Below are 21772 nucleotides of genomic sequence, written 5' to 3' on the forward strand. Positions count from 1 at the left end.
TTCTAGTTAGCTATAGATTTAGGTCGATATTATCAGCATTAGGAATAGGCTTAGGAATACTAATAGGTAATCCATCATCAGTTAAATTAGTAGGTTCTTGCCCCGACGGATCGCTGAGTATTTCCCGAATTAAAGGATTATTCATTGCTAGTTTTTTCTGTTCAATAAATTCACAAATCTGTTCTTCTGTCAGTTTGGAACTTTCACGATTATAGTAAACGAATAATATCGCCAACAGAGGTTTGATGTCTTGGCTTTGCAAGCTTACCCACTCTCCACCCTTTTTTTCCAACAGGATTCTCAAATGCTTTCTAGCTAATTTTGCATTTTGACTAATTATCTTTGAACGTACCAAGCAACCGCGAGTTAAATCAAATTTTCTGTAATCAATTAGTCGTCCCAAGGCAGCACCTATAACCGTGTAGTCTTGTTGAACTACATCTACTCCAATCCTCACTTTTCTTTTATTGCCGATAATTTTGAAATCCATAAAGCCATTATTTTCTGCACTAGGCTCTACTTCTTCAATTGATTCGATTGTTACTCCCTCTAAAGTTTTACCTATTAAATTATTGAAAGCAAGCAAAAGAGCATCTGTAATTGTTGCTTCTTCTTCCATTAATGAATCAATGGAAGCCTCAACATTTGCTAACTCATTATCGAAGTATGCTTTAACTGGATGGATTGTTGTAGATGTCCATGCGCTTGTAGTATTTGTAGTGCTTTTTTTTGAATTTGTCGGATCATCAATAATAGGCTCGTTAGGTACAAAATTCTCTGCACACCATTTCAGAACTGACCTAACTGTAGGTCTACTCTTACCAAGTTCTCTGAGTTTAGTTTCATCAAATGGGTAAAGAGGATGAGGCGGGATTTGTTGATGTTCCTTATAAAAATCTTGTAACCATTGACTCACTAAAGCAACGATATCATCAGAATTGAGAAAGCTTAATTTTATAGGCTGTCTGTCAGTTTGATCACTCACTAATCTGTCTATAACTGCTTCAACTTCTGGTAAAGCCTTGATTTGGTCTTCCCAGGTACGAGGATACATTGCTAATACTAAAACACCTTGTTTGAGACTGTTATATAAATCCTTAACTAAGTTTGCAATAACTTGTGCTGCTAAAAATCCATTATCAGCAGCATCTGCAATATCTAATTCGTCAAAACAAATAACTGGGACTCTATAATAGCTAGTGATATCTAGAATTTGACGAACAGTGCTTAATGCTTCAGCTTCTTTATCCTCGCTTTTAGGATTTGGCAACCCCATTTCTTCAGCTTGTGATTGTGCTAATTCCAAACCAGATAACCAATAACTTGCATAATTAATATGGACTGGCGAAAGTGTCCATAAAATTGCTTTTACTATGTAAGGGTTGGTTATTTCAGGCTTGACTTTCAGAACACTTTCTGTCAAATTAACTATCGCCTTAGTTGAGTGTTTGCTTAACCAACCTGGATACATATTAATATACTGTCGTGGCGTATAGTTCCATTGCTTTGCTTCGTTAATTAAAGCTGCTGCAATTTCCTGCCATTGCATTACTTCTTGACTACCAAAAGCTCTAAGACTAGAGGCGACACTTTGCAGAAATTGAGACTTAATTTGATTCAAGTTATCATACTTACTCATGTAAACAAATAAGCTACCATCTTCTGTCTGTAGACGGTGGCGAATCCGACTAATAATATGGCTTTTACCTAATCCTTTTTCTGCTGTAATTGTGATACCTACAGTTTCACGTTTTCCTTTACGAACTTTTTCAACAGCATCAAAAACTGCATTGGACGCATGAGCATTAATCGAGGGAACATCAGGAAAACTTTTACCCCAGATTTGTTGCGGTCTGACGACAATATGCCCTGCAAATGGATTTTGATTTTTAATCAGATCATCAATGGTAGATGTGGTGACAGTCATAGCGTTGTGAAGTTAATGTGTGAAGAGTCAAATAATGTTTAAGGTTTCAGGCGTGTGGCGTAGCAGCGTAATCCATCTAATTCTGTAGCTACCGAATCTTCAATTTTGTCGGGTGCGCTGTCTTCTACACTCCCGCCTTGCAGTTGCAAAATGTCGTCGGCTTGCGTTTCCAGCAGCCAATCATTAAACTCTGTACGACTAACCCGATCGCCTATTTCTCTCCTAATGCGATAAATTGGCACCAGATTATTAAAGTTGTATTCATAGTTCAGCTTGTCGTAGACTTCCAACGTCACAGATTTAAACTCGTCGTAAGATGCGATTCCTTGGGAAAGCTCGGCGATCGCACTTTTCCCATTAACTAGTACATCTGCACCAGCCACCGTAACATCAATCTGACTAATCCACTTCACCAACGCATTCGCCGCCCAAGTTCCGACAATCGTCCCTTCAAACTTAAAATCGCCACTTCTCAAACCCTCACCCAATACCTCTAAACCCTTGCCAGATGTCAGAGAATATCCCTTTTTGGAGATTGCGATCGCACCCTGGCTCTGTAATTCCTCGAATATGCCCTGATAATCTGCTACCTTCTGGTTTTTGGATACAATTCGCTTAGTGAATTGACCTTTCTTAACTTCCTGCTGCGTTCCTCCCAAATCCCACAAAGCCAAAAGCAGACGAGTTATAGTTTGGGCTGTATTTTGTGATGTCATATTGAGTGTATTTTGTGACAAATTTTATTGTGGCGACTGTATCTTTTTAATTTATTTACTCCGAAAAAATAACCGAGAAATTGCTGAATATTTCGGCGTTTCAGCTAAATTGATTCATCAAAAATTCACAAAATATTTCCTGGGGATGAATACAGTTCTCTCAAAGGCGGGATGGAATACTTGAGAAAATCGATCATGATGATGGTGAAACAGTGTAGCTGTGCTGTTGTAAATTGAGTTGGTATATGTTTTTTCAATTCCAGGCGAAATAACAGGAATTCCAACTTTGTTTTTGCAACAGCAAGGCTTTTAGCAAATACAGGTGATGACGAAATCCCATGAACACAACAATATATAAAGAACGTAAAATAGTTTCGCGTCTATTTGCAGTGCTGCTTTCAGCATTGCTAATGGTACCCTTGCTGAGTAGCTGCGGAGGCGGTTCCCGAAACGCTTCAACACCACCACCTGTTGATGATAGTGCTGGTAGAACAGTGAGCGATCGCACAAACCAAAACCAACCCGAAGCTAAGAAGGGCTTGGGTACAGGGCAAAAAGTTGCACTTTTGGCAGGTGCTGCGGCACTTTACTACGTCTACAACCAGCATAAAAATGCTTCAAAAGAAGGAGCGCAAGGTAAGTACTATCTTTCCAAAAACGGGCGTGTATACTACCGCGATGCTGAAAAGCGTGCTCACTGGGTAACTCCACCATCAGAAGGAATTCGAGTACCAGAATCTGAGGCGCAACAGTATCGGCAATTCCAAGGCTATAACAGAAGTACCACAGGTCGCGATCTAACTGGCATAACTTCATCCGCAGCTCCAGCACTCTAGATTCAGTGAAGCGTGTGTAAATCTAAAGCGGGTTTCATGGAGGATAACGCCGATCGCGCACGTCCGAAACACGAACTTAAATCAGGAGACAGATTATGGTAGATGACTTTTTGCGAAAGGCGAAAGATTTCCTTTTGGGAGCGGACAGCGATCAAGCTGACAAAGATGCCGAATTGCGCGATCGCAATGTACGTCCAGCCAGCGAAGACCCTTACGGTGATCCCGCAGATCCGGCATCTTACGGCAACGTCACCCCAGCCAGTCAAGACCCCTACGGCGACCCCGCAGATGTCGCATCTTACGGCAACGCTCGCCCAGCTAGCGAAGACCCTTACGGCGACCCCGCAGACCAAGGGGAGTTCGGTAACGTCCGCCCAGCCAGCGAAGATCCCTACGGCGACCCCGCAGATCAGGATTCCCGCCGTTAACGCGAAACTAATGCTTTGTCAAGCTAGTTTTGAGCGTTTGTAATAAGCACTAAAATCCTAACTACGAACTTGCTTACCCATCAACTTAAACTTGACAAAAAACTAAATCTCTCTCCTACAAGGAGAGAGATTTTTAATTTTCCACCTTCCCGCGTCCTACGGTGTACACACAAGTCATCCAATTACCCAAAACAAGAACCTCACCCTGTCCTGACAGACATCCCTCTCCTTACCAAGGAGAGGGACAGGTTTTGCACAAGCAAAACCAGGGTGAGGTTTCTTTGGGCTATTTGATAAACCGTAAATTGCGTCCAGAGAGACTTGTGTGTACACCGTAGCTTCCCGCGTCGGGAAGGCGGTTAGAGGGTTAGGTTTTCCCTGGACTTTTCCAGATGAGGTGAAAAATCAGGGCGGGATTATTATTTAAACTCTTCGAGTTGATCCACACGTAGCCAAATATTAGGTGTTGGCACTTTCCCAAACTTAATCAGAGCGTAATCACCTTTGACATCTACAATTTCGCCCTTGGTTTCAAACAAATAAGAAGGAAAGCGAGTATCACTGGCTTTTGCCTCCAGACTGTTTTCTAGTTTCTCGCGCACAGCGCGAACCATATCTCCTTTTTTGACTGCCATCAGTTCCTCTCTCAAATTTGTAAGTTCTTTTATCTGCATTTTAAGAGAGTTCCGAGTTAGAAGTAAAAACTCTAAACTCCTAACAGACGCGAGGAACATCGCGTCTCTCCGAACTCCTGTACAGACGCGATGTTCCTCGCGTCTGTTAACCTAGCGTTTGACACTGGGAGCAAAAATGACTAGATCGCCCAGCTAACCTAATCCGTTGAATTTCTGTACCACAAACTCGACAAGGTTCTCCAGCGCGGTTATAAACCCAGGCAACACCACCATAGTTGCCGTTAGTACCTTTAACATTTAGGAAATTACTAAAAGTAGTGCCACCAGCCTCAATGCTGGTTTCTAACACTTGAATTATGGCTGTTCGCAAACGCTCAATTTGCTTTAGCTGCAAATCTATACACAAGGTTTCAGGTAAAATCCCACTCTTAAACAATGCTTCATCAGCATAAATGTTACCTAATCCTGCCACTACCGATTGATCCAGTAGCGCAGTTTTAATCGGACGGCGACGGTTTTGAAGTTTAAGAGCTAGATATTCGACAGTGAATTCGGGTGAAAATGGGTCTGCTGCCAGTTTTGCCAAACCAGTCATAATACTTTCTACAGCAACACCAGGCGGAACCCACCAGATTTTACCGAAGGTACGCTGATCAACAAAGCGTAATTCCTGCTGATCCCCAAAGAATAATCTAACCCGCGTGTGCTTGTGTAATGGTTCATCTTGATGCAGCCATAGTAATTGACCTGTCATTCGCAGATGAACCCCTAGCCAGCCTGTGGAAGAGAGTTCGGCGAGGAGATATTTACCGCGACGATGCCAGGTAGCGATCGCATTCTTTTTAATTCCGTCAACAAATTCACCGACAGAAAACGGGTAGGCGATGGTGCGATCGAGCAACACATCTCCACCCGTAATTTCTTGGTTGAGGGTCAATTGATTTAGACCCCTTCGGACTGTTTCAACTTCAGGCAGTTCAGGCATTCAAACTGATTAAGCAAGCAATTTTAATGTACTTGGGGGGGTCATTGAAGAAGAATTCAGAAGCCAGAATTCAGGAGTCAGAATCAATTGATTTGGGATTGGGACCCGCCACTCGATTGTTGCACCACTAAATCATAGATTTAGTGGGGGTCTTAAACCCATTTATTCATCCGCTCTTTCGGTCAGAAAACATTGCTGAATTCTGACTCCTGACTCCTGAATTCTGTTTGATAAGGTAGTATGTTAGACACACGTAGGTGGCTTGCCGTACTACCAAAAAGAAACCGTAAATACCCGGAGGACGGCTTCTCAAAGATTAGGGTAGGCTAAGGCGAAGAATGAATGAACTGAAATTTTCAGACTTCAGACTTCAGACTTCAGGTTTCCCTTCATCATCGCATCAAACAACCCCCTTGTAGCTTTGCTGCTATTTTTTCGCAGGTTTAGCCTTTGGTGCTTCAACCTCTACTAATTCATCCTGGGCAAAGTTGTTGGTATTGATACCAGAGTAATTTACCTTTTCAAAGCGGACAATTACTGGGTATTTGATGCCGCTTTGGTCAATGGAAGCCACAGTTCCAAGATCCTGAAACCAGTAGGATTCAGGGCGGAGAATACGTACTTTAGAACCACGTTGAACCATGATTATTTTCCCTTTATAGTTATCAATCGCCAATCTAGAGGGCTAATTGATTTCACTCTACAACCTGAAGGTCGCACCAAGAGTCTTTGTTAAGTTATTTGTCTGAATTGGGAATTGGGCAATTCAATTTTGGATTTTGGATTTTAAATTTTGGATTAAATTTCAATCTAAAATCCAAAATCTAAAATCTAAAATTCTTGCTCCCCCACTCCCCAAATTTAAAACGGTATTACACCCTACTTGACAAGGCACGCATTATAGTGTACCTTCATTCGCAAACGGTCATTTTGTACAAGTTTATGTTTTAGTTAAGACAAACACACTTCCCTCGTTACCTCTGCCGATCCGCAGATCGTGATCTATATAAGTGATATCTAACCAGCCTTGCTGTTTATCACTGTTTATGGGAAAATCAATCGCCGGAAATTTTCTACCAGCTTCAATTTGTTGGATAAAAGTTACCGGAGAATTGTATTCTATTAAACGTTGTAAGCCGATAATAGAACGCTGAAATTTAACTTGGACACGCCGATCTGAAACTGGGTCAAATTTAGCCGCAACGCTAACTAATCCTTCCAGATAAGGTAAGCCATAAATCTCAGCTATGTTGTAAACACTAGTAGTTTCTACCCGGATACACTGATAGATTTCACCTAGTTTGTACAAAGGTAGACGATCTAAGTTTAAAAGAGCCTTGCTAGTGGTGTATAGTAATCGCCAATTGCCATCTAGCAAATTACTAGCTTCCACCGGACGGGGTGTAGGATTAAAGTCTTCCAAATTGGCGATCGCAGCTAAGATAGCCTGTTTCTGTACTTGGGTCGCCAATAGACCGCGATTTGTAAGTGCGATCGCATCTATAAGAGCCGCTTTTCCCATCATCGCCTGTCACCTCAAAAATCACTCACTTTCCATCAGCATAAACAAGATATTCATCGCCTATGTGTAGAGCCATAAAAATTACTAATAATCCCTTGACGTCAGCCATACGTCTATTAAATAAAAAAATTTCTATCTGAATGCGGATTTATCAACTGAAGGGTTGAAAAGATAACTAAATAAATCCATGTCAAGTGATAGACTCTAAATGTCAACTTACGTAAACCTTTTCTTGTCCTCACTCGATATGTTGAACTCTCCATTACGTGAAGAACCCCGTAACCAACGAGCCGATGTCATCCCCCTAAAGTTAGAGTCCTCTTTGTTGGACTGGTTGCAAACCAACAGTCGGATCATCGCGCGTGACATTCACAGAACCGGATTTTCAAACTGACGCAGAAGGAATAGACTCCTTAATGGGTGTAGAAGATGGAATTGGCTACGACCTTGATGATGATGACGATCTAGGAATCGCTGAGGATTAGCCTTTTCAGGCTAGGGACTTGGTTGTATCCCTAGTTCCTGGTATTCAGTTTTATTAAGTGTGGAGTGAAGGGAAACTTCTGTGGACGCTAAATTATCTCCTGAGCAAGGATTAAATATTTCTGGAATCGCTCTAGCCTCTTTATTAGCCATCGGGCTTGGTACAACAGCATTTTATTTGGATTCGATCGCCAATAGGCTACCCTGGCAAAGTATTTCCTTAACCCTCCCACTATTATTATGTGCGCTGGGTTCAGGTGTTGTGGGCTATTGGGTAATACCCCTACTTCAAGCACTCAAAACTGGACAAATAATTCGTGAAGATGGACCCCAAGCCCATTTGAAAAAAGCAGGCACCCCAACAATGGGAGGTATATTTTTTGTACCTGTAGGTGTGATAATTGCCTGTATATTATCTAACTTTGCTACAGATGTGCTTGCAGTTTCGGCATTGACAATCAGCTACGGATTGATTGGCTGGCTCGACGATTGGCAAATTCTGCGTCGGAAATCAAATAAAGGTATATCTCCCCAAACGAAACTGGCTTTGCAGGTGGGTTTTGCGGCTGTGTTTTGTGTATGGCTGATGTTTAATCAACCTTCTAATATTACAAATATTGCTTTGCCTTGGGTAAGTTTTACATTACCCTTGGGATTCTTATTCTGGCCTCTAGCAGGTTTTGTGCTAGTTGCAGAAAGTAATGCAACTAATTTAACAGATGGTATTGATGGCTTGGCAGCAGGAACAGTAGCGATCGCACTTTTGGCATTAGGCGCCCTAGTCGCACCTACAGCACCTGGATTGATGGTTTTCTGTGCTGCTTTAAGTGGTGGCTGCTTAGGTTTCTTAGCCCATAATCGTAACCCAGCCCGCGTTTTCATGGGAGATACCGGATCTTTAGCACTGGGAGGGGCTTTAGCTGCTGTAGCGCTATTGACAAACACCTTAGTAGCGCTGTTCATTCTCAGTGGTATCTTCTTCGTAGAAACTCTTTCGGTGATGGCACAGGTAAGTTATTACAAAGCTACTAAAGGCCCCGATGGCAAAGGCAAACGCCTCTTCAAAATGGCACCCTTACACCATCATTTAGAACTAACTGGCTGGTCAGAATTACAGGTGGTTGGAGTATTTTATGTCATCGCTGCGATATTGGCTGCTATCTGTTTGGCTTAGGCGTAGCCCAACCCAGGCATCGCTCAATTCTGAATCCTTTAAAAAACTGCTCGAATCCAAAATGACAACTCCCACATCTTCAGGGGGTTGTTTTTTTATTGATCGAGCGTAAAACCCCATCCCTGAATGTCTGTGGATGTAAGCGAGCCAGCGACTCTGGTACAATACGAATACATATTTGAGACATGACATTTCTTGACTGCAACTCGGTATGTTGGAGAAGAAGAAAAAGTGGTTTGTCCATGACGGTAGAAATAGGCTGAATCTATATTCACAAAGTGAAATGGATTCAAATTCTTCTCTCTACTGCTAGTCAGACGGAGAGACAGGGTACGGTCAATTACCCTTATGTTTCGACCGAAACTTTTCGGTTAGTTACAAGCCCCATCCGCTCGTCGGTGGGACAGTTGACTAGGAATTATGAATTAAGGCTCTACCACTTCCAATACGGTTCGCTTTCAAGTTTCTACAGGTGTTGAACCTCGTAAGTTAGGAACGTGGATTAAATAAAATGCAAAACTTTATCCTATCTCACGATCCCTCTCCTTTATAAGGAGAGGGATTGAGGGTGAGGTAAGCCAGGGAAATAAATTGTATGTTATTTAATTCTTATTCCTTAGCTCTAGTATTTTTTAGTACTAAATTGTACTGCAAGTCCAATTAGCGTAGGCGCAGCCCAACCAAGGCATCGCCCTTGAGAAAAACTTTATGATTTACTAATCTTGTCACTATTGTCACTATTACATATCTGCTCATATGATGTAAGTCCATACAAAACTTACTGAGTACGTAGTCAGTACTTAAGTGTGAAATATAGCACTATAAACGCCCCAAAGGCGATTCCACGATAACTCATGAAAATGAAATTCCAGATTTAGTATACATTTCGATGAACAGACCTCTTGCAAAAGTCCCTAACACCCCACCCCCAACCCCTAAGAGCTCTTCGGGAGGGGAGCGTTTGCTTTACTCAAATGCCGGGTGGGGTTCTTAATTTTTGATTTATGCAAGAAGTCTAACCACAGAGTTATTTAGGTTTGAGGAGGATTAAGTGGATAAAAAACAAAAAAAGTCCAACAGCAACAAGATTTATCAACTGACTGTTGTTAAGTATATTTGCTATATCTTAGGGGCAAGTCTGGTAACTACCTTCACAACATTAATGGCTATTTCAGTCAATCCCGCAGTTGCTGAAGATAATATTGTTTTTCAAGAACAACAGACTCCATTTTTAGAGCAGAAAATTATTTTTGAAAAACAACAGAATGTATCTTTAACTAAATTAGCCAACACTCAAACCCAAAAAACGATTGTTTCTCCGAGAGTAAACTCTTCAAATCTCAGTCCAGCACAGATGCTTATGATCTCACCAAACCAAGGTGATCATAAAATTCTATTGCAAGCTCAAACTCCCTCTGCTGACTCCGAGACTCAATTAAATGATAGTGAATTACGTCAAAGGCTAAAAATTAAGCCTTTGTTCGGAGGCATAGGTGGTAAACAAACCTATATTCCTAGCCTCAGCTTTGGCATTCCCAGTGCTTTCGGAGCTAACTGGGGAGACTTTTTCGTGCAAGCATCAGGAGCAACTCGCAGAGAGCGCAATGGCGATAGTGGTTTGGATGGGAGTATAAGTGCGGGTTTTGGTTTAGGAGATAGCCAGAAGTTAATCGGTTTAGAAGTCGCCTTCAACGAAGGTAGTATCAAAAACTTTGGTGATAATGGAAGTTTCGATCTCAAAGCCCACCGTGTTATCTATGCTGGTACTACCAATCAAGTTGCGGCTGCTGTTGGCTGGAATAGCTTTGCCCAGTATGGGAATGAAGGAGTGGCTGATTCTAGTGTCTATGGTGAAGTTACAAGTGTCTCCCTGTTGCAACCTAACAGTCTTCAAAATCAGATGCCATTGGCACTTACCGTAGGAGTGGGAGGCGGTAACTTCCGTTCTGGAAATGACGAAGTTGGGATATTTGGAGGCGTGGGTTTGCAAGTTTATCCTCAAATAGGTATCGGTGCATCTTGGAGTGGAGTAGCTTTAAACGCTGGGGTTTCTTTCGTTCCTGTGCAAACTATTCCTCTGACGATTCTACTTGAAGGTTTAGACCTCACGGATCGGACTGATGGTGGTAGTGCCGTACTTTTGAGTGTCAGCTATGGTTTCAATTTCTTGCCCAAGTAAATCCCTTTATCTTGAGAGAATCACTATGATCAAAATCAAGTCTCTAATCCTTGCTCTGAGTCTGAGTTCTCTGCTTTGGAGTGCTTGGCAATTGCCAAACCAAGCCAAACCCAGGACTTCCAGTAATTCAGGTGCTGGTACACTCAGTGGTAATAACTCTGGTGCCTCAAGTCTTACCGTTTTCTCAGTGCCTGTCACTCTTAAAAATGGTGGCATAACCAAATTTGGCAACATTACAGTGACTAATAGTGCTGGAACATTTAAAATTACTGTGCCGCCAGATATTCAAAGAATTCTGAATACATCTGCACAAAACGCTGTTGTCGCCTTACAAACTGGCGGTTTCACACAACAACAACTTGCAGCATTGGTTGGGGCAGTGGCTCCTCTAATTGTGAATCGCACTGAAGCGCCAGTTCCTGGTCGGGTTTTTGTATTTGTGAATACTATTCAAGCGCTAGTTCCTGGTGGGGGATCGTTGTTAACAGGTAATGGTGAGAGACAAAGTTTTTCCACTCTAGCGGCTGCCATTGGATATGTAAGGACTGTAATTAGTACAATACGTGTCAAAGGCTCTATTTCTGTTGAAATTGGTGGTAACACAACGAGACTTCCTCTTCAAGCCCAAACCCTTAATAGTTCATCAATAGAAACTGTAAGAAAGGTTGTGACATTCAAGAAATCTAATGGGGAAATACTTAATTTTGAAATAGTTGGTCCACGGGATAAGGCTAATAATGCAGACATTATTCTAGCATTTGTGTTGGCAGCCGGAGTTGATCCTAGTGCTGCGAATACTTCGATAAGGCTGGGGTTAGCAGGGGCTGATCCTCTATCCACAACCGATTTAATTTTGAGCCTCAACGGTCTGGCAACAAACCAGAACGATGTCAATCTGACTAAACTCAATCAGGCAATTAATGCCTACAATACCATTGTAGACAAAGCTAATACAAATTCCCTAAAAGCTTTGAATAATACTCCTGAATTTACCAATATTGGAGGGTTATTGCGAAATACCAGAGCGCCTCTGAATTAAAGGCTCCAATTATAAGGGGAGCGGTAGAATCTGAATTAATTATAAGTATTTACATACTCAATAACCCGATTCTTCCCTGTTCGCTTTGCCTCAAGCATCGCTTGATCTGCCCGATTCAGAAAATCCTTAATTGTAATCCCTGGTTCTGATACAGCTATTCCAAAGGAAGCGGTGATCCTTTCGAGGATCTGATCGCCGTCCTTCAATTGCATTTGTTCAACATCTAGCCTTAGTTGTTCTACTCGTTTCCTGAGTGTTTCTAGCGTCATATTAGGCATGACAATTACAAATTCTTCACCACCCCATCTGCAAGCAATGTCAAAGGAGCGAATAGATTTTAACAGCAGTTTTGCTAATCCCTTAAGAACAATGTTGGCAGTCACATGCCCATAGCGCGAGTTGTAAGATTTGAAGTTATCGATATCAAGGAAAATAACACTCAGAGGTTGTCCCAACCGTTCAGCTTCCGCTAGCCTCTGTTCCGTTATGGTTTGCATATAGTTTTGATTGAATAGTTGGGTCATCCCATCCCGCAAGTTATCATGGGTTAGACGTTGTTTTATCGATAGATTATTCAGTGCAAAGCCTAATGTTCTAGCAATAATCTCACTAATTTGTTGATCTTCTGGGCTGATTTCTTCAAACGCATGGATGTGTAAAATGCCAACTACTTCGCCTTGTCCAAACAAAGGAATACACAAATGTGCGCCACTAACAGGCTGTATTAAGTGGCTGCACATCAGTCCTGAGTTACCAGGTGATAAAAGGTTGAATTTCCCTCGCCGCAATGCCCAACACTCAGATTGTGAAAATATTTCTTTACTGCTTTTTTCGTCTCCCCAAATACTATTCATTTGAACATAATTCTTGGAATTAGAAATTATACAAATACAACCACTCATATTAGGAAACAGCTTAGAACAGGTTAAAGCCACCACTTTATATACCTCATCTTTAGACTCGCAGGAGTAAAGCATATCCGCCATATCTGAGAGATATATAAGTTCTCGTTTTTTTACCTCTAATTTCAGTGTTTTTTCTTCTAAGTTCTGATTTAGGTTAGTGAGCGATCGCTCTGCTTCTATGGATTCTGTAATATCGATACTGAATCCACCAATGCGGTTAGCGCCCGTTGCGTAATCGATAAACGGAAATTTAAACGATAGCCAATAGCACGGCTGATTATTATTAGGCGTATTTACCTCTTCAATCAGCTTCAAGGGACGTAGAGTTTTCAAAACGATTTGATCGTTTTCCATTACCTGCCGCCCCTGTTCTATATCTGGCAAGAATTCAATATCCGTTTTCCCCAACAATTTTTGTGAATCTACCGAAAATCTAAACTGTAGCTCCTGGTTGTAGTAGAGCATTCTAGATTGCTCATCTTTGATATAGGCTACAAAAGGTCCATGATCTAGGAATAGCCGTTGCATCTGCTGGCTGCGTTCAAGTTCGCGGTTATTTTCTTGATATCTGGCGATCGCCTCGATAATTTGATAAGCGGTTGGCATCAGGTAGAGTAAAGCAGACAAGGAAATAAACGCCATTACATCAAGTATCCCCAAGTGCAACAGCGACACTGGCGAATGTGGCTCAAATACCGCCAGAAGGTGATGAAATCCACAAAATAGTACGAATGCACCTGATAAAAAAAAGGCTAGCCAAAACTTAGAAGGGATAGTTGTCTTAGTTTTGGCAAAGAAAACCCCTATTACTGTAGGGATGCCAAAGTATGAAAATGCAGTGATGCCGTGAGCAATCATGCAATTCCACTGAATAGGCTCCATTGCTGACCTGATATGAATATTTCATCCGTTTCACTATAATTCTAGATAGGCTGAAAATGTAACGATAGAAGTGATGAGTTCAATGCGTGATGTGTTAGTTTTACAAAAGTTATTATAGTAACTTTCTGAACGGCTGCTCATTTCACCCCCTGACAAACCTGACTTACTAAGTGAGTGAGTTCCGGCAAAATCAGTTTTTCCATTGCCAGTCGCACAGCATTACTGGAACCAGGAAGCGAGAAGATTAATTTATTTTGATAAACACCAGCAACGGCACGAGAAGCGATCGCCCGCGAACCAATTTCTTGATAACTTAAAAAACGAAATAACTCACCAAATCCCGGTAACGTTTTCTCCAGCAAGTTTTCAATAGCATCGTAGGTGGTATCTCTTGGTGCAATACCTGTACCACCATTGAAAATTACAGCATCCAAATTTAAGCTTTTACCCAGATTTTCTATCTGCCCTTGAATTTGTGTTGGTTCATCTTTGATAATCGTATAGGCTCCTACAGTATGGTTAGCACCAAGGAGTAATTGCTGAATTAGCTGGCCACTTTTGTCTGTTTCAAAAGTGCGTGTATCGCTGACAGTAACCACAGCGCAAGTTACCGTAATTATCGGCGAGTCTGGGTGGGGTTGTTGTGTCATCGGTTAAGCTTTCAACTTTCGATAACGAGTAATTTGACATGGGAAATAGCACATTGGACATGAAAATAATTACTTATGCCCAATGCCCTATGCCTTATGCCCTATTTTTCAGCTTTGCTCAGTCCGAGATCGTTTTCTTCAGCATACCGCTCCATGAAGCGCATAAAGCGATCCCATTCTTGGGCTGATTTCATCACGTAAAGTGCTTCTAATTCTTCCGGTTTCCCGTTGATAAATTTAGCTTTAACTTCACGGGTAATTATTTCCCCTTCTTCGTCAATCAAGTACATCCCGGTAATATCTTCGGTGCTGCCTTGATCTAAAATCTTCGGATTGGTAAAAATAAACGTCGCTGTACCACTGTCACCAGTGCGCGATCGCGTCAGGCGCACCTCTGGAATTGCTTCCTCGTCAAGACCTTTAGAAAACTGGATTTTCGCCATGATGAATGAATTTAAACTTTTGTGATGGTTAATTTAATATTCTCTCACCAATTACAACTGCACTGTCTATAGGCTAGTGTGATTATTTTTTTAGTATATATACTTAAGATGCCTCTTTTTCAAGTATCAAAGTCACAGAGCGATCGTTTTCAATTGTAACTTGCATCATTGCACCAAATTGACCTGTTTCCACCTGCAAACCGCTAGCACTTAACTTGGTAACAAAACGATTATACAAATCTTCTGCTGCTTATGCCTCTGGCTTACCTCACCCTCAATCCCTCTCCGATATATTGGAGAGGGATCGTGAAACACGATGAAGTTTTGCATTTTATTTAATCCACGTTCCTTAATGTTTGATAACGTTTGTAAGTTCCTTACTGAAACTTTCTCCAGTGACTTTGCCACTTGGCTGCTAGGAGAATCTATCACCCTCACTTAAATTTTGCCCTTCTGAGCTTTCGCTGCTGCAACAGACAAATTCAGAACTTGTATAGCAAACCACATTGACTTTGGAAGAAAGCTTTGATCGGTTCGAGGTAATTTGCCTTTGGGAGCAACCAACATCTGTATTTTTGGAGCATCCAGGATTATTACCATTTGCGGTGTTAAGTCAGAGAAATGATCACACTGCTGCGTTACAACAAGTTGCTGAGGTAATTTCAGAAATTAGTGAGGAAGCGATGTCTACGACGGGCTACGCCTACGCTATTCTCTCATTTTAATTGCTCAAAATCGATGGCGGAGCCATTAGGAAGGCATTCCCAGGTTCCACCTGGGAACGAGTACGAGTGTTAAACTCTTAATTCCTCACTCCTAACTTTTATTTTCCAAACCCTTTACCGCGAGAGGTTGAAGGTAGGCAAATGCAGTTTTCGAGTTGAGCAATTAAAGCGTCACGATCCAAATTTTGACCAATCAGCACTAGTTGGTTTTTCAATTTACCTTGCCATTCATCATCATCCAAGGTGAAGCGTTTACCACAAAGGTGGAAAATATGACGCTTCGGACTTTCATCAAACCACATAATTCCCTTCGCCCGGAAGATATTTGAGGGTAGCTGGTTATCTAAGAAATACTGAAACTTCTTAATAGAAAAAGGCTTCTCACTCTGGAAAGATATGGAAGTGAAACCATCATTTTCTAAATGGTCAGAATGATGGTGATCGTGGTGATCATGGGCATGATCGTGATGATCATGACCGCAGGTTGAGTGATCATGGTCATCATGATCGTGATGGTCGTGTTCATCCACCACTGTGTCAAAATATTTATCAGACTCAAACAGACCAACACTGAGAATTAAAGGAAGTGGCACTTGCGATCGCGTGGTGCGAATAATTCTTGCTCCTTCCTTAACTTCATTAATTTTTCTTTCTAACTCCTTCAAAGTGGCTTCATCAACTAAATCAGTCTTGTTCAGCACAATTACATCACCATAGGCAATCTGGCTGTATGCTGCCTCAGAGTTAAATAAATCTAGGCTGTAATTCGCCGCGTCTACCACGGTAATAATCGAATCCAGACGAGTTAAATCCCGCAATTCTGTGCCCAGAAATGTTAAAGCTACTGGGAGCGGATCTGCCAATCCAGTTGTTTCCACTACTAGATAATCTAGCTTTTCTTGGCGTTCTAAAACTTTGTAAACTGCATCTACCAAATCATTATTAATAGTGCAGCAGATACAACCATTATTTAGTTCCACCATGTTCTCACCAGTGGAAACAATTAGCTCGTTATCGATGCCAATTTCGCCAAATTCATTCACGAGAACGGCGGTTTTCAAACCCTGTTGGTTGTTGAGGATATGATTAAGTAAAGTCGTCTTGCCACTACCGAGGAAACCCGTAATAATTGTTACTGGGATTCCTTGTTTGGGCGTATCCATTGCGGAAGATTCGGGTGTAACTGCTGATTGCATAGCGCTGTTATCAAATGTCAAAAAATAGTAATGTAGCGCAGATAGTCCAGAAAACATTAGCATAGGGATGCTGGACTGTCATCCCAGCGGCCTTACCCTATTATTACGTATCTCCTTATTTCCGCATTACTCTGTTATGACCTTAACCCTTTACAATACCCTCACCCGTCGTCAAGAACCGTTTGAAACAGTCGAACCAGGCAAGGTTAAGATGTATTACTGCGGCGTGACGGTATATGATTACTGCCATTTGGGTCATGCTAGAGCTTGCATCGTTTGGGACGTAGTGCGCCGATACCTCCAGTTTATCGGTTATCAAGTCCGATATATCCAAAATTTTACTGATATTGATGACAAGATTCTGAATCGAGCCTGTGTTGAACATTCATCAATGGAAGCTGTAGCCGATCGCTTTATCAAAGCATATTTTGAGGATATGGCGCGGCTGGGGATCAAAGAAGCTGATGAGTATCCCCGCGCTACCCACACGATGAATGGTATTCAACGGTTAATTCATGAGTTGGAAAATAAGGGTTTTGCCTACCCTGCTGACGGCGATATGTATTATGCAGTACGAAATTTTTCTGAATATGGCAAGCTTTCGGGACGCAAGTTAGAAGATATTCAAGCGGGGAAAAGCGATGTCTACGACGGGCTGCGCCTACGCGTCAACGTGGAAGATCCAGAGTACCAGAAAAAGAAAGATCCCTCTGATTTTGCTTTATGGAAGGCAGCAAAACCGGGAGAACCTGCTTGGGAATCACCTTGGGGCGCAGGTCGTCCAGGGTGGCACATAGAATGCTCGGCAATGGTGCGCGATCGCTTGGGTGATACTATAGATATTCATGCTGGTGGTGCTGACTTAATTTTTCCCCACCATGAAAACGAAATTGCCCAATCTGAGGCTGTTACCGGAAAACCCTTAGCGCGTTACTGGTTACATAACGGTATGGTGAAGGTAGATGGTGAAAAAATGTCCAAATCTTTGGGCAACTTTACCACTATTAGAGACTTACTGGATCGAGGAGTTGACCCGATGGCGGTGCGGTTATTCGTGCTAACCGCTCAATATCGCACACCTATAGATTTTACCGATGAAGCGATCGCCGCAGCAACCAACGGTTGGCACACCATTAAAGAAGGTTTACTTTTCGGCTACCAATACGGCAAAAAACTAGGCTGGGAAGTTGGAACTGGCTCACTACTCCCTGAAACTGTTGAACGCTTCCAAGAAACTGTGAATAATGACTTTAATTTTCCTGGTGGGTTAACAGTGCTATTTGAATTAGCCAAAGAACTGCGCCGTCAGGGAAATATTATTGTGCATGAAGGGAAAACCGAAACATCACCACAGGAGTTACAGCGTCAATGGCAAACTCTCGTCACATTGGCTGGAGTTTTGGGTTTAGAAGCCAAGGCGGAGGTAGAAACTTCTACAACAGAAGGTTTAAGCGATGCGGAAATTGAGGCTAAAATTCAGCAAAGACAACAAGCACGTATTGCCAAAGATTTTGCCCAAAGCGATCGCATTCGTGACGAACTTCAAGCAGAAGGTATTACGCTAATTGATAGTCGTGATGGCACACGTTGGCATCGGAATTAGAGGGAAGTGGGGAGTGGGGAGTAGGGAGCAGGGAGCAAGGGGACAAAGGGACAAAGGGACAAAGAGATAACCCATGCCCAATTCCCAATGCCCAATGCCCAATGCCCAATGCCCAATGCCCAATGCCCAATGCCCCATTCCCCATTCCCAATGCCCCATTCCCCATTCCCAATTTCTTAAATTATGTGGTCTGAACTTAAAAAAGCGATCGCTAGTTTCGATATTCCTGCTGATTGGATTGGTATCAGAGCCGTCAAGGAGACTTCTGCTACTCGTTTAGTCCGTGACGCCTTACCCCAGTTAAATGGCAAATCTTTTACTGTCGGAGCCATGCTGGAAGTTTTGGTTAATGGCTGTCTGGGTTATGCAGCTACTAACTCTCTGGAATTACCGTCTCTACAAGCTGCTGCTCAAATAGCCTATAAACAGGCACTAGCAGCCAGTGAATGGTGGATATATCCCTTCAGTGAAAGTCAGCGCCCTAAAGTCGTTGGTGAATATAAATCTCCATTTCTTGAGCCATTGGATGCTCTGAGTTCGGGAGAAATCAACGATTTACTGATTCGTATTTGTCAAACGCTGAAAGTTGACGACAAGATTGTGCAAACCATAGCCAGTGCTAGCACAACCGAGAGAGAATCTTGGTTTATCAGCAGCAACGGTTCAGAAGTCTATCAAAAAATACTATCTATAGGCACTAATTACGGAGCCACTGCCCAAGATGGGGTGATTGTACAGCAGCGCAGTCACAATGGTTCCCAGGCAAACTGTTACCAAGGTGGAGTAGAGCTTTTAAAACAAGAAGATTTATGGCATCGGGTGCAACAAATTGGCAAACAAGCAGTAGAACTTTTGACAGCAGAGGAATGCCCAACCAGCCGTACCAATTTAGTTTTAGCCCCAGATCAAATGATGCTGCAAATCCATGAAAGTGTCGGGCATCCCCTAGAAATTGACCGAATTTTGGGAGATGAGCGTAACTATGCTGGGGGCAGCTTCGTTAATAAAAGTGATTTTGGCAACTTAGTATATGGTTCGCCACTGATGAATATTACTTTTGATCCCACCGTGCCTGGTGAATATGCCAGCTATGGCTTTGATGATACAGGCGCTGTCGCAACGCGGGAGTATTTGGTTAAAGAAGGAGTACTGCAACGAGGTTTAGGTAGTCTGGAGAGTCAAGCAAGAGCAGGTGTAGCAGGAGTTGCCTGTGCCCGTGCTTCCTCATGGAATCGACCAGCGATCGATCGCATGGCCAACTTGAATTTAGAGCCTTTAAACGCTACCTTTGAAGACATTATTGCTGGAATAGAACACGGCGTTTATATGGAATCTAACCGGTCTTGGTCAATTGACGATCGCCGCTACAAATTTCAATTTGGTTGCGAGTACGCTAAATTAATTGAAAATGGTAAATTTACTAAAACCCTCCGCAATCCCAACTATCGCGCCACAACACCAGAGTTTTGGCACAGCTTAATCCAAGTAGGAAATGCTGACAACTGGCAAATGTATGGTACTCCCTACTGTGGTAAAGGCGAACCAAATCAGGCCATTTGGGTAGGACATGGTTCACCTGTTTGTGTATTTGCTAATGTCGAAGTTTTTGGCGGAGGAAGTTGAATAATTCGTAATTCGTAATTCGTAATGGCTATTCGTTCTAGACATAAACCGCCCAGAACTAAAGTTCCAGGCTAATAGTTAAAGTCCGTTAAAACGGACTATAACCTTTTCTCAGTCGTCTTGAGACGACTTTCGCTATTAGACTCAGAATTCATTCTGAGACGGGCTAAGTAAGTTGGCGTTAAAAAATTAAGCTATGTGACGAAATGTAAAATCAGCAAATAGGTTAGAGATTGTTCATTGCAAAGTTTTTACAAAACTAAACATACATGGGTTTTATCGTGCCGACTTACTTAGATGAGAATGAAATAGCCCTGCTATCATCCCATCTACCTAATTAATATTTAATATCCATGAAAATTGAGGAATTATCTGCGTTAGAAGTCAGCTTTAATCAACTAATTGAAACTCTACTTATCAAAAAAGCAGAAAATGAACAATTTACTGTGAGACTCAGCAGTGAAAGAAGTCAATTTACTCGTTTCAATCATGCGAAAGTGCGACAAACTGGTTGTGTTGCTGATGGTTGGATCGAACTAACTTTGATGGTAGATCAACGCAGCAGTGTTCGACAGTTTCCCTTTACTGGAAATTGGGACGTAGATTGGCAGTTAGCATATGCTGCTTTGCAGGAACTACGTGACGAAGTTATTCTACTACCCATCGATCCATATCTAGTTTTACCATCAGGAAATAATACCAGTCGAGAAATACATTCTGGTAATTTATTGGTGGCGGAAGCAGTAGTACCAACTGTCCTAGAACTAGTTGCTGAATTAGATTTTACAGGGTTCTATGCAGGGGGAGTGGTAATTAAAGCTTATGGTGATTCCAACAGACAGAAACACTGGTTTGCTACTGATTCTTTTACCTTAGATTATTCTCTATTCACTACCTCTGGACAAGCAGTTAAAGGCACATTTGCAGGGAGTGATTGGGATAAATCTGCTTATATAGCCAAAATCAGCGAAGCCAAAAAGCAACTAGAATTGCTTGCTCGCCCAGCTAAAGAGCTTCCACGGGGACAATACAAAACTTATTTTGCACCTGCTGCTGTTGCAGATTTATTAATAATGCTTTCTTGGGGATCTCTAAGCGAAGCCGATATCCAACAAGGAAACAGCGCTTTAGCTGCTCTCTGGCGCGAAGAAAAACAACTTTCGACTGCATTTAGTTTGAAAGAAAACTTTCAACGGGGATTAGTACCGCGATTTAATGAATTGGGAGAAATAGCAGCACCGGAGTTACCTATAATAGAAAAGGGAGATTTAGTAAACACTCTGGTGAATTCTCGAACTGCTAAGGAATATCAAAAAATTGCTAATGGTGCTAATGGTTCAGAGACTTTACGAGCGCCAGAAGTAAGCCCAGGAAGTTTAGTATTTGAGCAGATTCTTCCGAGTTTAGATACAGGATTATATTTATCGAATTTGCATTACTTGAATTGGAGCGATCGCCAAACTGGTAGAATCACAGGCATGACCCGTTATGCTTGTTTTTGGGTAGAAAATGGAGAAATCATTGCTCCCATTGAAAACTTACGTTTTGATGAAAGTCTCTATCGCTTTTGGGGAGATAACTTAGTAGATTTGACCACTTTTCAAGAATTCATACCCGAAGTAGGTACTTATGAGAGTCGTCAACTTGGAGGTAGTTTAGTTCCCGGTATGCTGGTAGAAGATTTTACATATACTTTGTAATCAGGTGTTGACAGATAATCAAAAGCCAACAATAGAAATCTAACCTTACCCCGACAAAACTGTGCTTTAACTCCCCTCTCCTTACTAAGGAGAGGAGTTGGGGGTGAGGTTTGTCTCCCAA

General features: G+C 42.0%; 20 protein-coding genes and 2 pseudogenes. 11 read left to right on the plus strand and 11 right to left on the minus strand.

Annotated elements, in window-relative coordinates; genetic code table 11:
- Positions 1-10 precede the first annotated feature (10 nt).
- Together V7K31_RS10715 and V7K31_RS10720 are read right to left on the minus strand one after the other, a co-directional pair.
- On the minus strand, positions 11-1927 hold the full coding sequence (locus tag V7K31_RS10715) for a hypothetical protein (RefSeq protein WP_335094280.1): 1917 nt from the start codon (positions 1925-1927) through the stop codon (positions 11-13).
- A 38-nt stretch (positions 1928-1965) separates the two neighbouring features.
- Positions 1966-2643: a hypothetical protein gene (locus V7K31_RS10720; RefSeq protein WP_335094282.1), complete on the minus strand. Its 678-nt coding sequence runs from the start codon at positions 2641-2643 to the stop codon at positions 1966-1968.
- Between the two features lie 338 nt (positions 2644-2981).
- Here V7K31_RS10720 and V7K31_RS10725 point away from each other — a divergent pair, with 338 nt between their 5' ends.
- The gene (locus tag V7K31_RS10725; RefSeq protein ID WP_335094283.1) at positions 2982-3479 is read left to right on the plus strand and encodes a hypothetical protein; all 498 of its coding nucleotides are present in this window, start codon (positions 2982-2984) and stop codon (positions 3477-3479) included.
- A gap of 95 nt (positions 3480-3574) precedes the next feature.
- Positions 3575-3907 carry a translation initiation factor gene (locus tag V7K31_RS10730; RefSeq protein WP_335094284.1) on the plus strand — a complete coding sequence of 111 codons (333 nt, stop codon included), beginning with the start codon at positions 3575-3577 and terminating at the stop codon, positions 3905-3907.
- Between the two features lie 419 nt (positions 3908-4326).
- Here the strand turns inward: V7K31_RS10730 and V7K31_RS10735 are convergent, their stop codons facing one another.
- The 4 genes from V7K31_RS10735 to V7K31_RS10750 form a co-directional block, all read right to left on the minus strand.
- Entirely contained in the window at positions 4327-4542 is a 216-nt protein-coding gene (locus tag V7K31_RS10735) for an NAD(P)H-quinone oxidoreductase subunit O (protein WP_229550829.1), read from the minus strand.
- Positions 4543-4687: 145 nt separating this feature from the next.
- Positions 4688-5527, minus strand: a complete 840-nt coding sequence (locus V7K31_RS10740; RefSeq protein ID WP_335094286.1) for a DNA-formamidopyrimidine glycosylase — start codon at positions 5525-5527, stop codon at positions 4688-4690.
- Between the two features lie 427 nt (positions 5528-5954).
- On the minus strand, positions 5955-6170 hold the full coding sequence (locus V7K31_RS10745) for a photosystem I reaction center subunit IV (protein ID WP_012410286.1): 216 nt from the start codon (positions 6168-6170) through the stop codon (positions 5955-5957).
- A 297-nt stretch (positions 6171-6467) separates the two neighbouring features.
- Entirely contained in the window at positions 6468-7052 is a 585-nt protein-coding gene (locus V7K31_RS10750) for a PAP/fibrillin family protein (protein WP_335094288.1), read from the minus strand.
- Positions 7053-7296: 244 nt separating this feature from the next.
- On the opposite strand from V7K31_RS10750, the pseudogene V7K31_RS10755 reads away from it, so the two are divergent.
- The 4 genes and pseudogenes from V7K31_RS10755 to V7K31_RS10770 all read left to right on the plus strand — a co-directional run bounded on the left by V7K31_RS10755 (position 7297) and on the right by V7K31_RS10770 (position 11924).
- Positions 7297-7534 (plus strand): annotated as a pseudogene (locus V7K31_RS10755) (DUF3134 domain-containing protein).
- An 80-nt stretch (positions 7535-7614) separates the two neighbouring features.
- On the plus strand, positions 7615-8706 hold the full coding sequence (gene mraY / locus V7K31_RS10760; RefSeq protein ID WP_335094290.1) for a phospho-N-acetylmuramoyl-pentapeptide-transferase: 1092 nt from the start codon (positions 7615-7617) through the stop codon (positions 8704-8706).
- Between the two features lie 1051 nt (positions 8707-9757).
- Positions 9758-10885: a hypothetical protein gene (locus tag V7K31_RS10765; RefSeq protein ID WP_335094292.1), complete on the plus strand. Its 1128-nt coding sequence runs from the start codon at positions 9758-9760 to the stop codon at positions 10883-10885.
- Between the two features lie 25 nt (positions 10886-10910).
- Entirely contained in the window at positions 10911-11924 is a 1014-nt protein-coding gene (locus V7K31_RS10770; RefSeq protein ID WP_335094293.1) for a hypothetical protein, read from the plus strand.
- Positions 11925-11959: 35 nt separating this feature from the next.
- Here V7K31_RS10770 and V7K31_RS10775 read toward each other — a convergent pair whose 3' ends face one another.
- From V7K31_RS10775 to V7K31_RS10790, 4 genes and pseudogenes are all read right to left on the minus strand, one after another.
- Entirely contained in the window at positions 11960-13711 is a 1752-nt protein-coding gene (locus V7K31_RS10775) for a diguanylate cyclase (protein WP_335094294.1), read from the minus strand.
- 137 nt (positions 13712-13848) lie between these two features.
- Positions 13849-14361 carry a MogA/MoaB family molybdenum cofactor biosynthesis protein gene (locus tag V7K31_RS10780; RefSeq protein WP_335094295.1) on the minus strand — a complete coding sequence of 171 codons (513 nt, stop codon included), beginning with the start codon at positions 14359-14361 and terminating at the stop codon, positions 13849-13851.
- Between the two features lie 101 nt (positions 14362-14462).
- Positions 14463-14804 (minus strand): photosystem II reaction center protein Psb28, encoded by a 342-nt coding sequence (psb28, locus tag V7K31_RS10785; RefSeq protein WP_335094296.1) that lies wholly within the window; start codon positions 14802-14804, stop codon positions 14463-14465.
- A gap of 103 nt (positions 14805-14907) precedes the next feature.
- Positions 14908-15051, minus strand: a pseudogene (locus V7K31_RS10790) (D-aminoacyl-tRNA deacylase); the annotation flags it as partial.
- 259 nt (positions 15052-15310) lie between these two features.
- Between V7K31_RS10790 and V7K31_RS31845 the strand changes: the two are divergent.
- The gene (locus tag V7K31_RS31845; RefSeq protein WP_442941258.1) at positions 15311-15529 is read left to right on the plus strand and encodes a hypothetical protein; all 219 of its coding nucleotides are present in this window, start codon (positions 15311-15313) and stop codon (positions 15527-15529) included.
- Between the two features lie 98 nt (positions 15530-15627).
- Here V7K31_RS31845 and V7K31_RS10800 read toward each other — a convergent pair whose 3' ends face one another.
- On the minus strand, positions 15628-16725 hold the full coding sequence (locus V7K31_RS10800) for a CobW family GTP-binding protein (RefSeq protein WP_335094297.1): 1098 nt from the start codon (positions 16723-16725) through the stop codon (positions 15628-15630).
- Between the two features lie 136 nt (positions 16726-16861).
- On the opposite strand from V7K31_RS10800, the gene cysS reads away from it, so the two are divergent.
- From cysS to V7K31_RS10820, 4 genes are all read left to right on the plus strand, one after another.
- A complete protein-coding gene (gene cysS, locus V7K31_RS10805) occupies positions 16862-18328 on the plus strand; it encodes a cysteine--tRNA ligase (RefSeq protein WP_335094298.1) in 1467 nt (488 codons plus the stop codon).
- A complete protein-coding gene (locus V7K31_RS10810) occupies positions 18313-18522 on the plus strand; it encodes a hypothetical protein (protein ID WP_335094299.1) in 210 nt (69 codons plus the stop codon). Before cysS ends, V7K31_RS10810 begins: the two co-directional genes overlap by 16 nt.
- On the plus strand, positions 18512-19951 hold the full coding sequence (locus tag V7K31_RS10815) for a TldD/PmbA family protein (protein WP_335094300.1): 1440 nt from the start codon (positions 18512-18514) through the stop codon (positions 19949-19951). The genes V7K31_RS10810 and V7K31_RS10815 overlap by 11 nt, the downstream gene beginning before the upstream one ends.
- Positions 19952-20304: 353 nt before the next feature.
- The gene (locus V7K31_RS10820) at positions 20305-21651 is read left to right on the plus strand and encodes a TldD/PmbA family protein (RefSeq protein WP_335094301.1); all 1347 of its coding nucleotides are present in this window, start codon (positions 20305-20307) and stop codon (positions 21649-21651) included.
- The last annotated feature ends 121 nt before the right edge of the window (positions 21652-21772 follow it).

Origin of the sequence: Nostoc sp. (assembly GCF_036917675.1) — a bacterium.
Lineage (GTDB): Bacteria > Cyanobacteriota > Cyanobacteriia > Cyanobacteriales > Nostocaceae > Nostoc.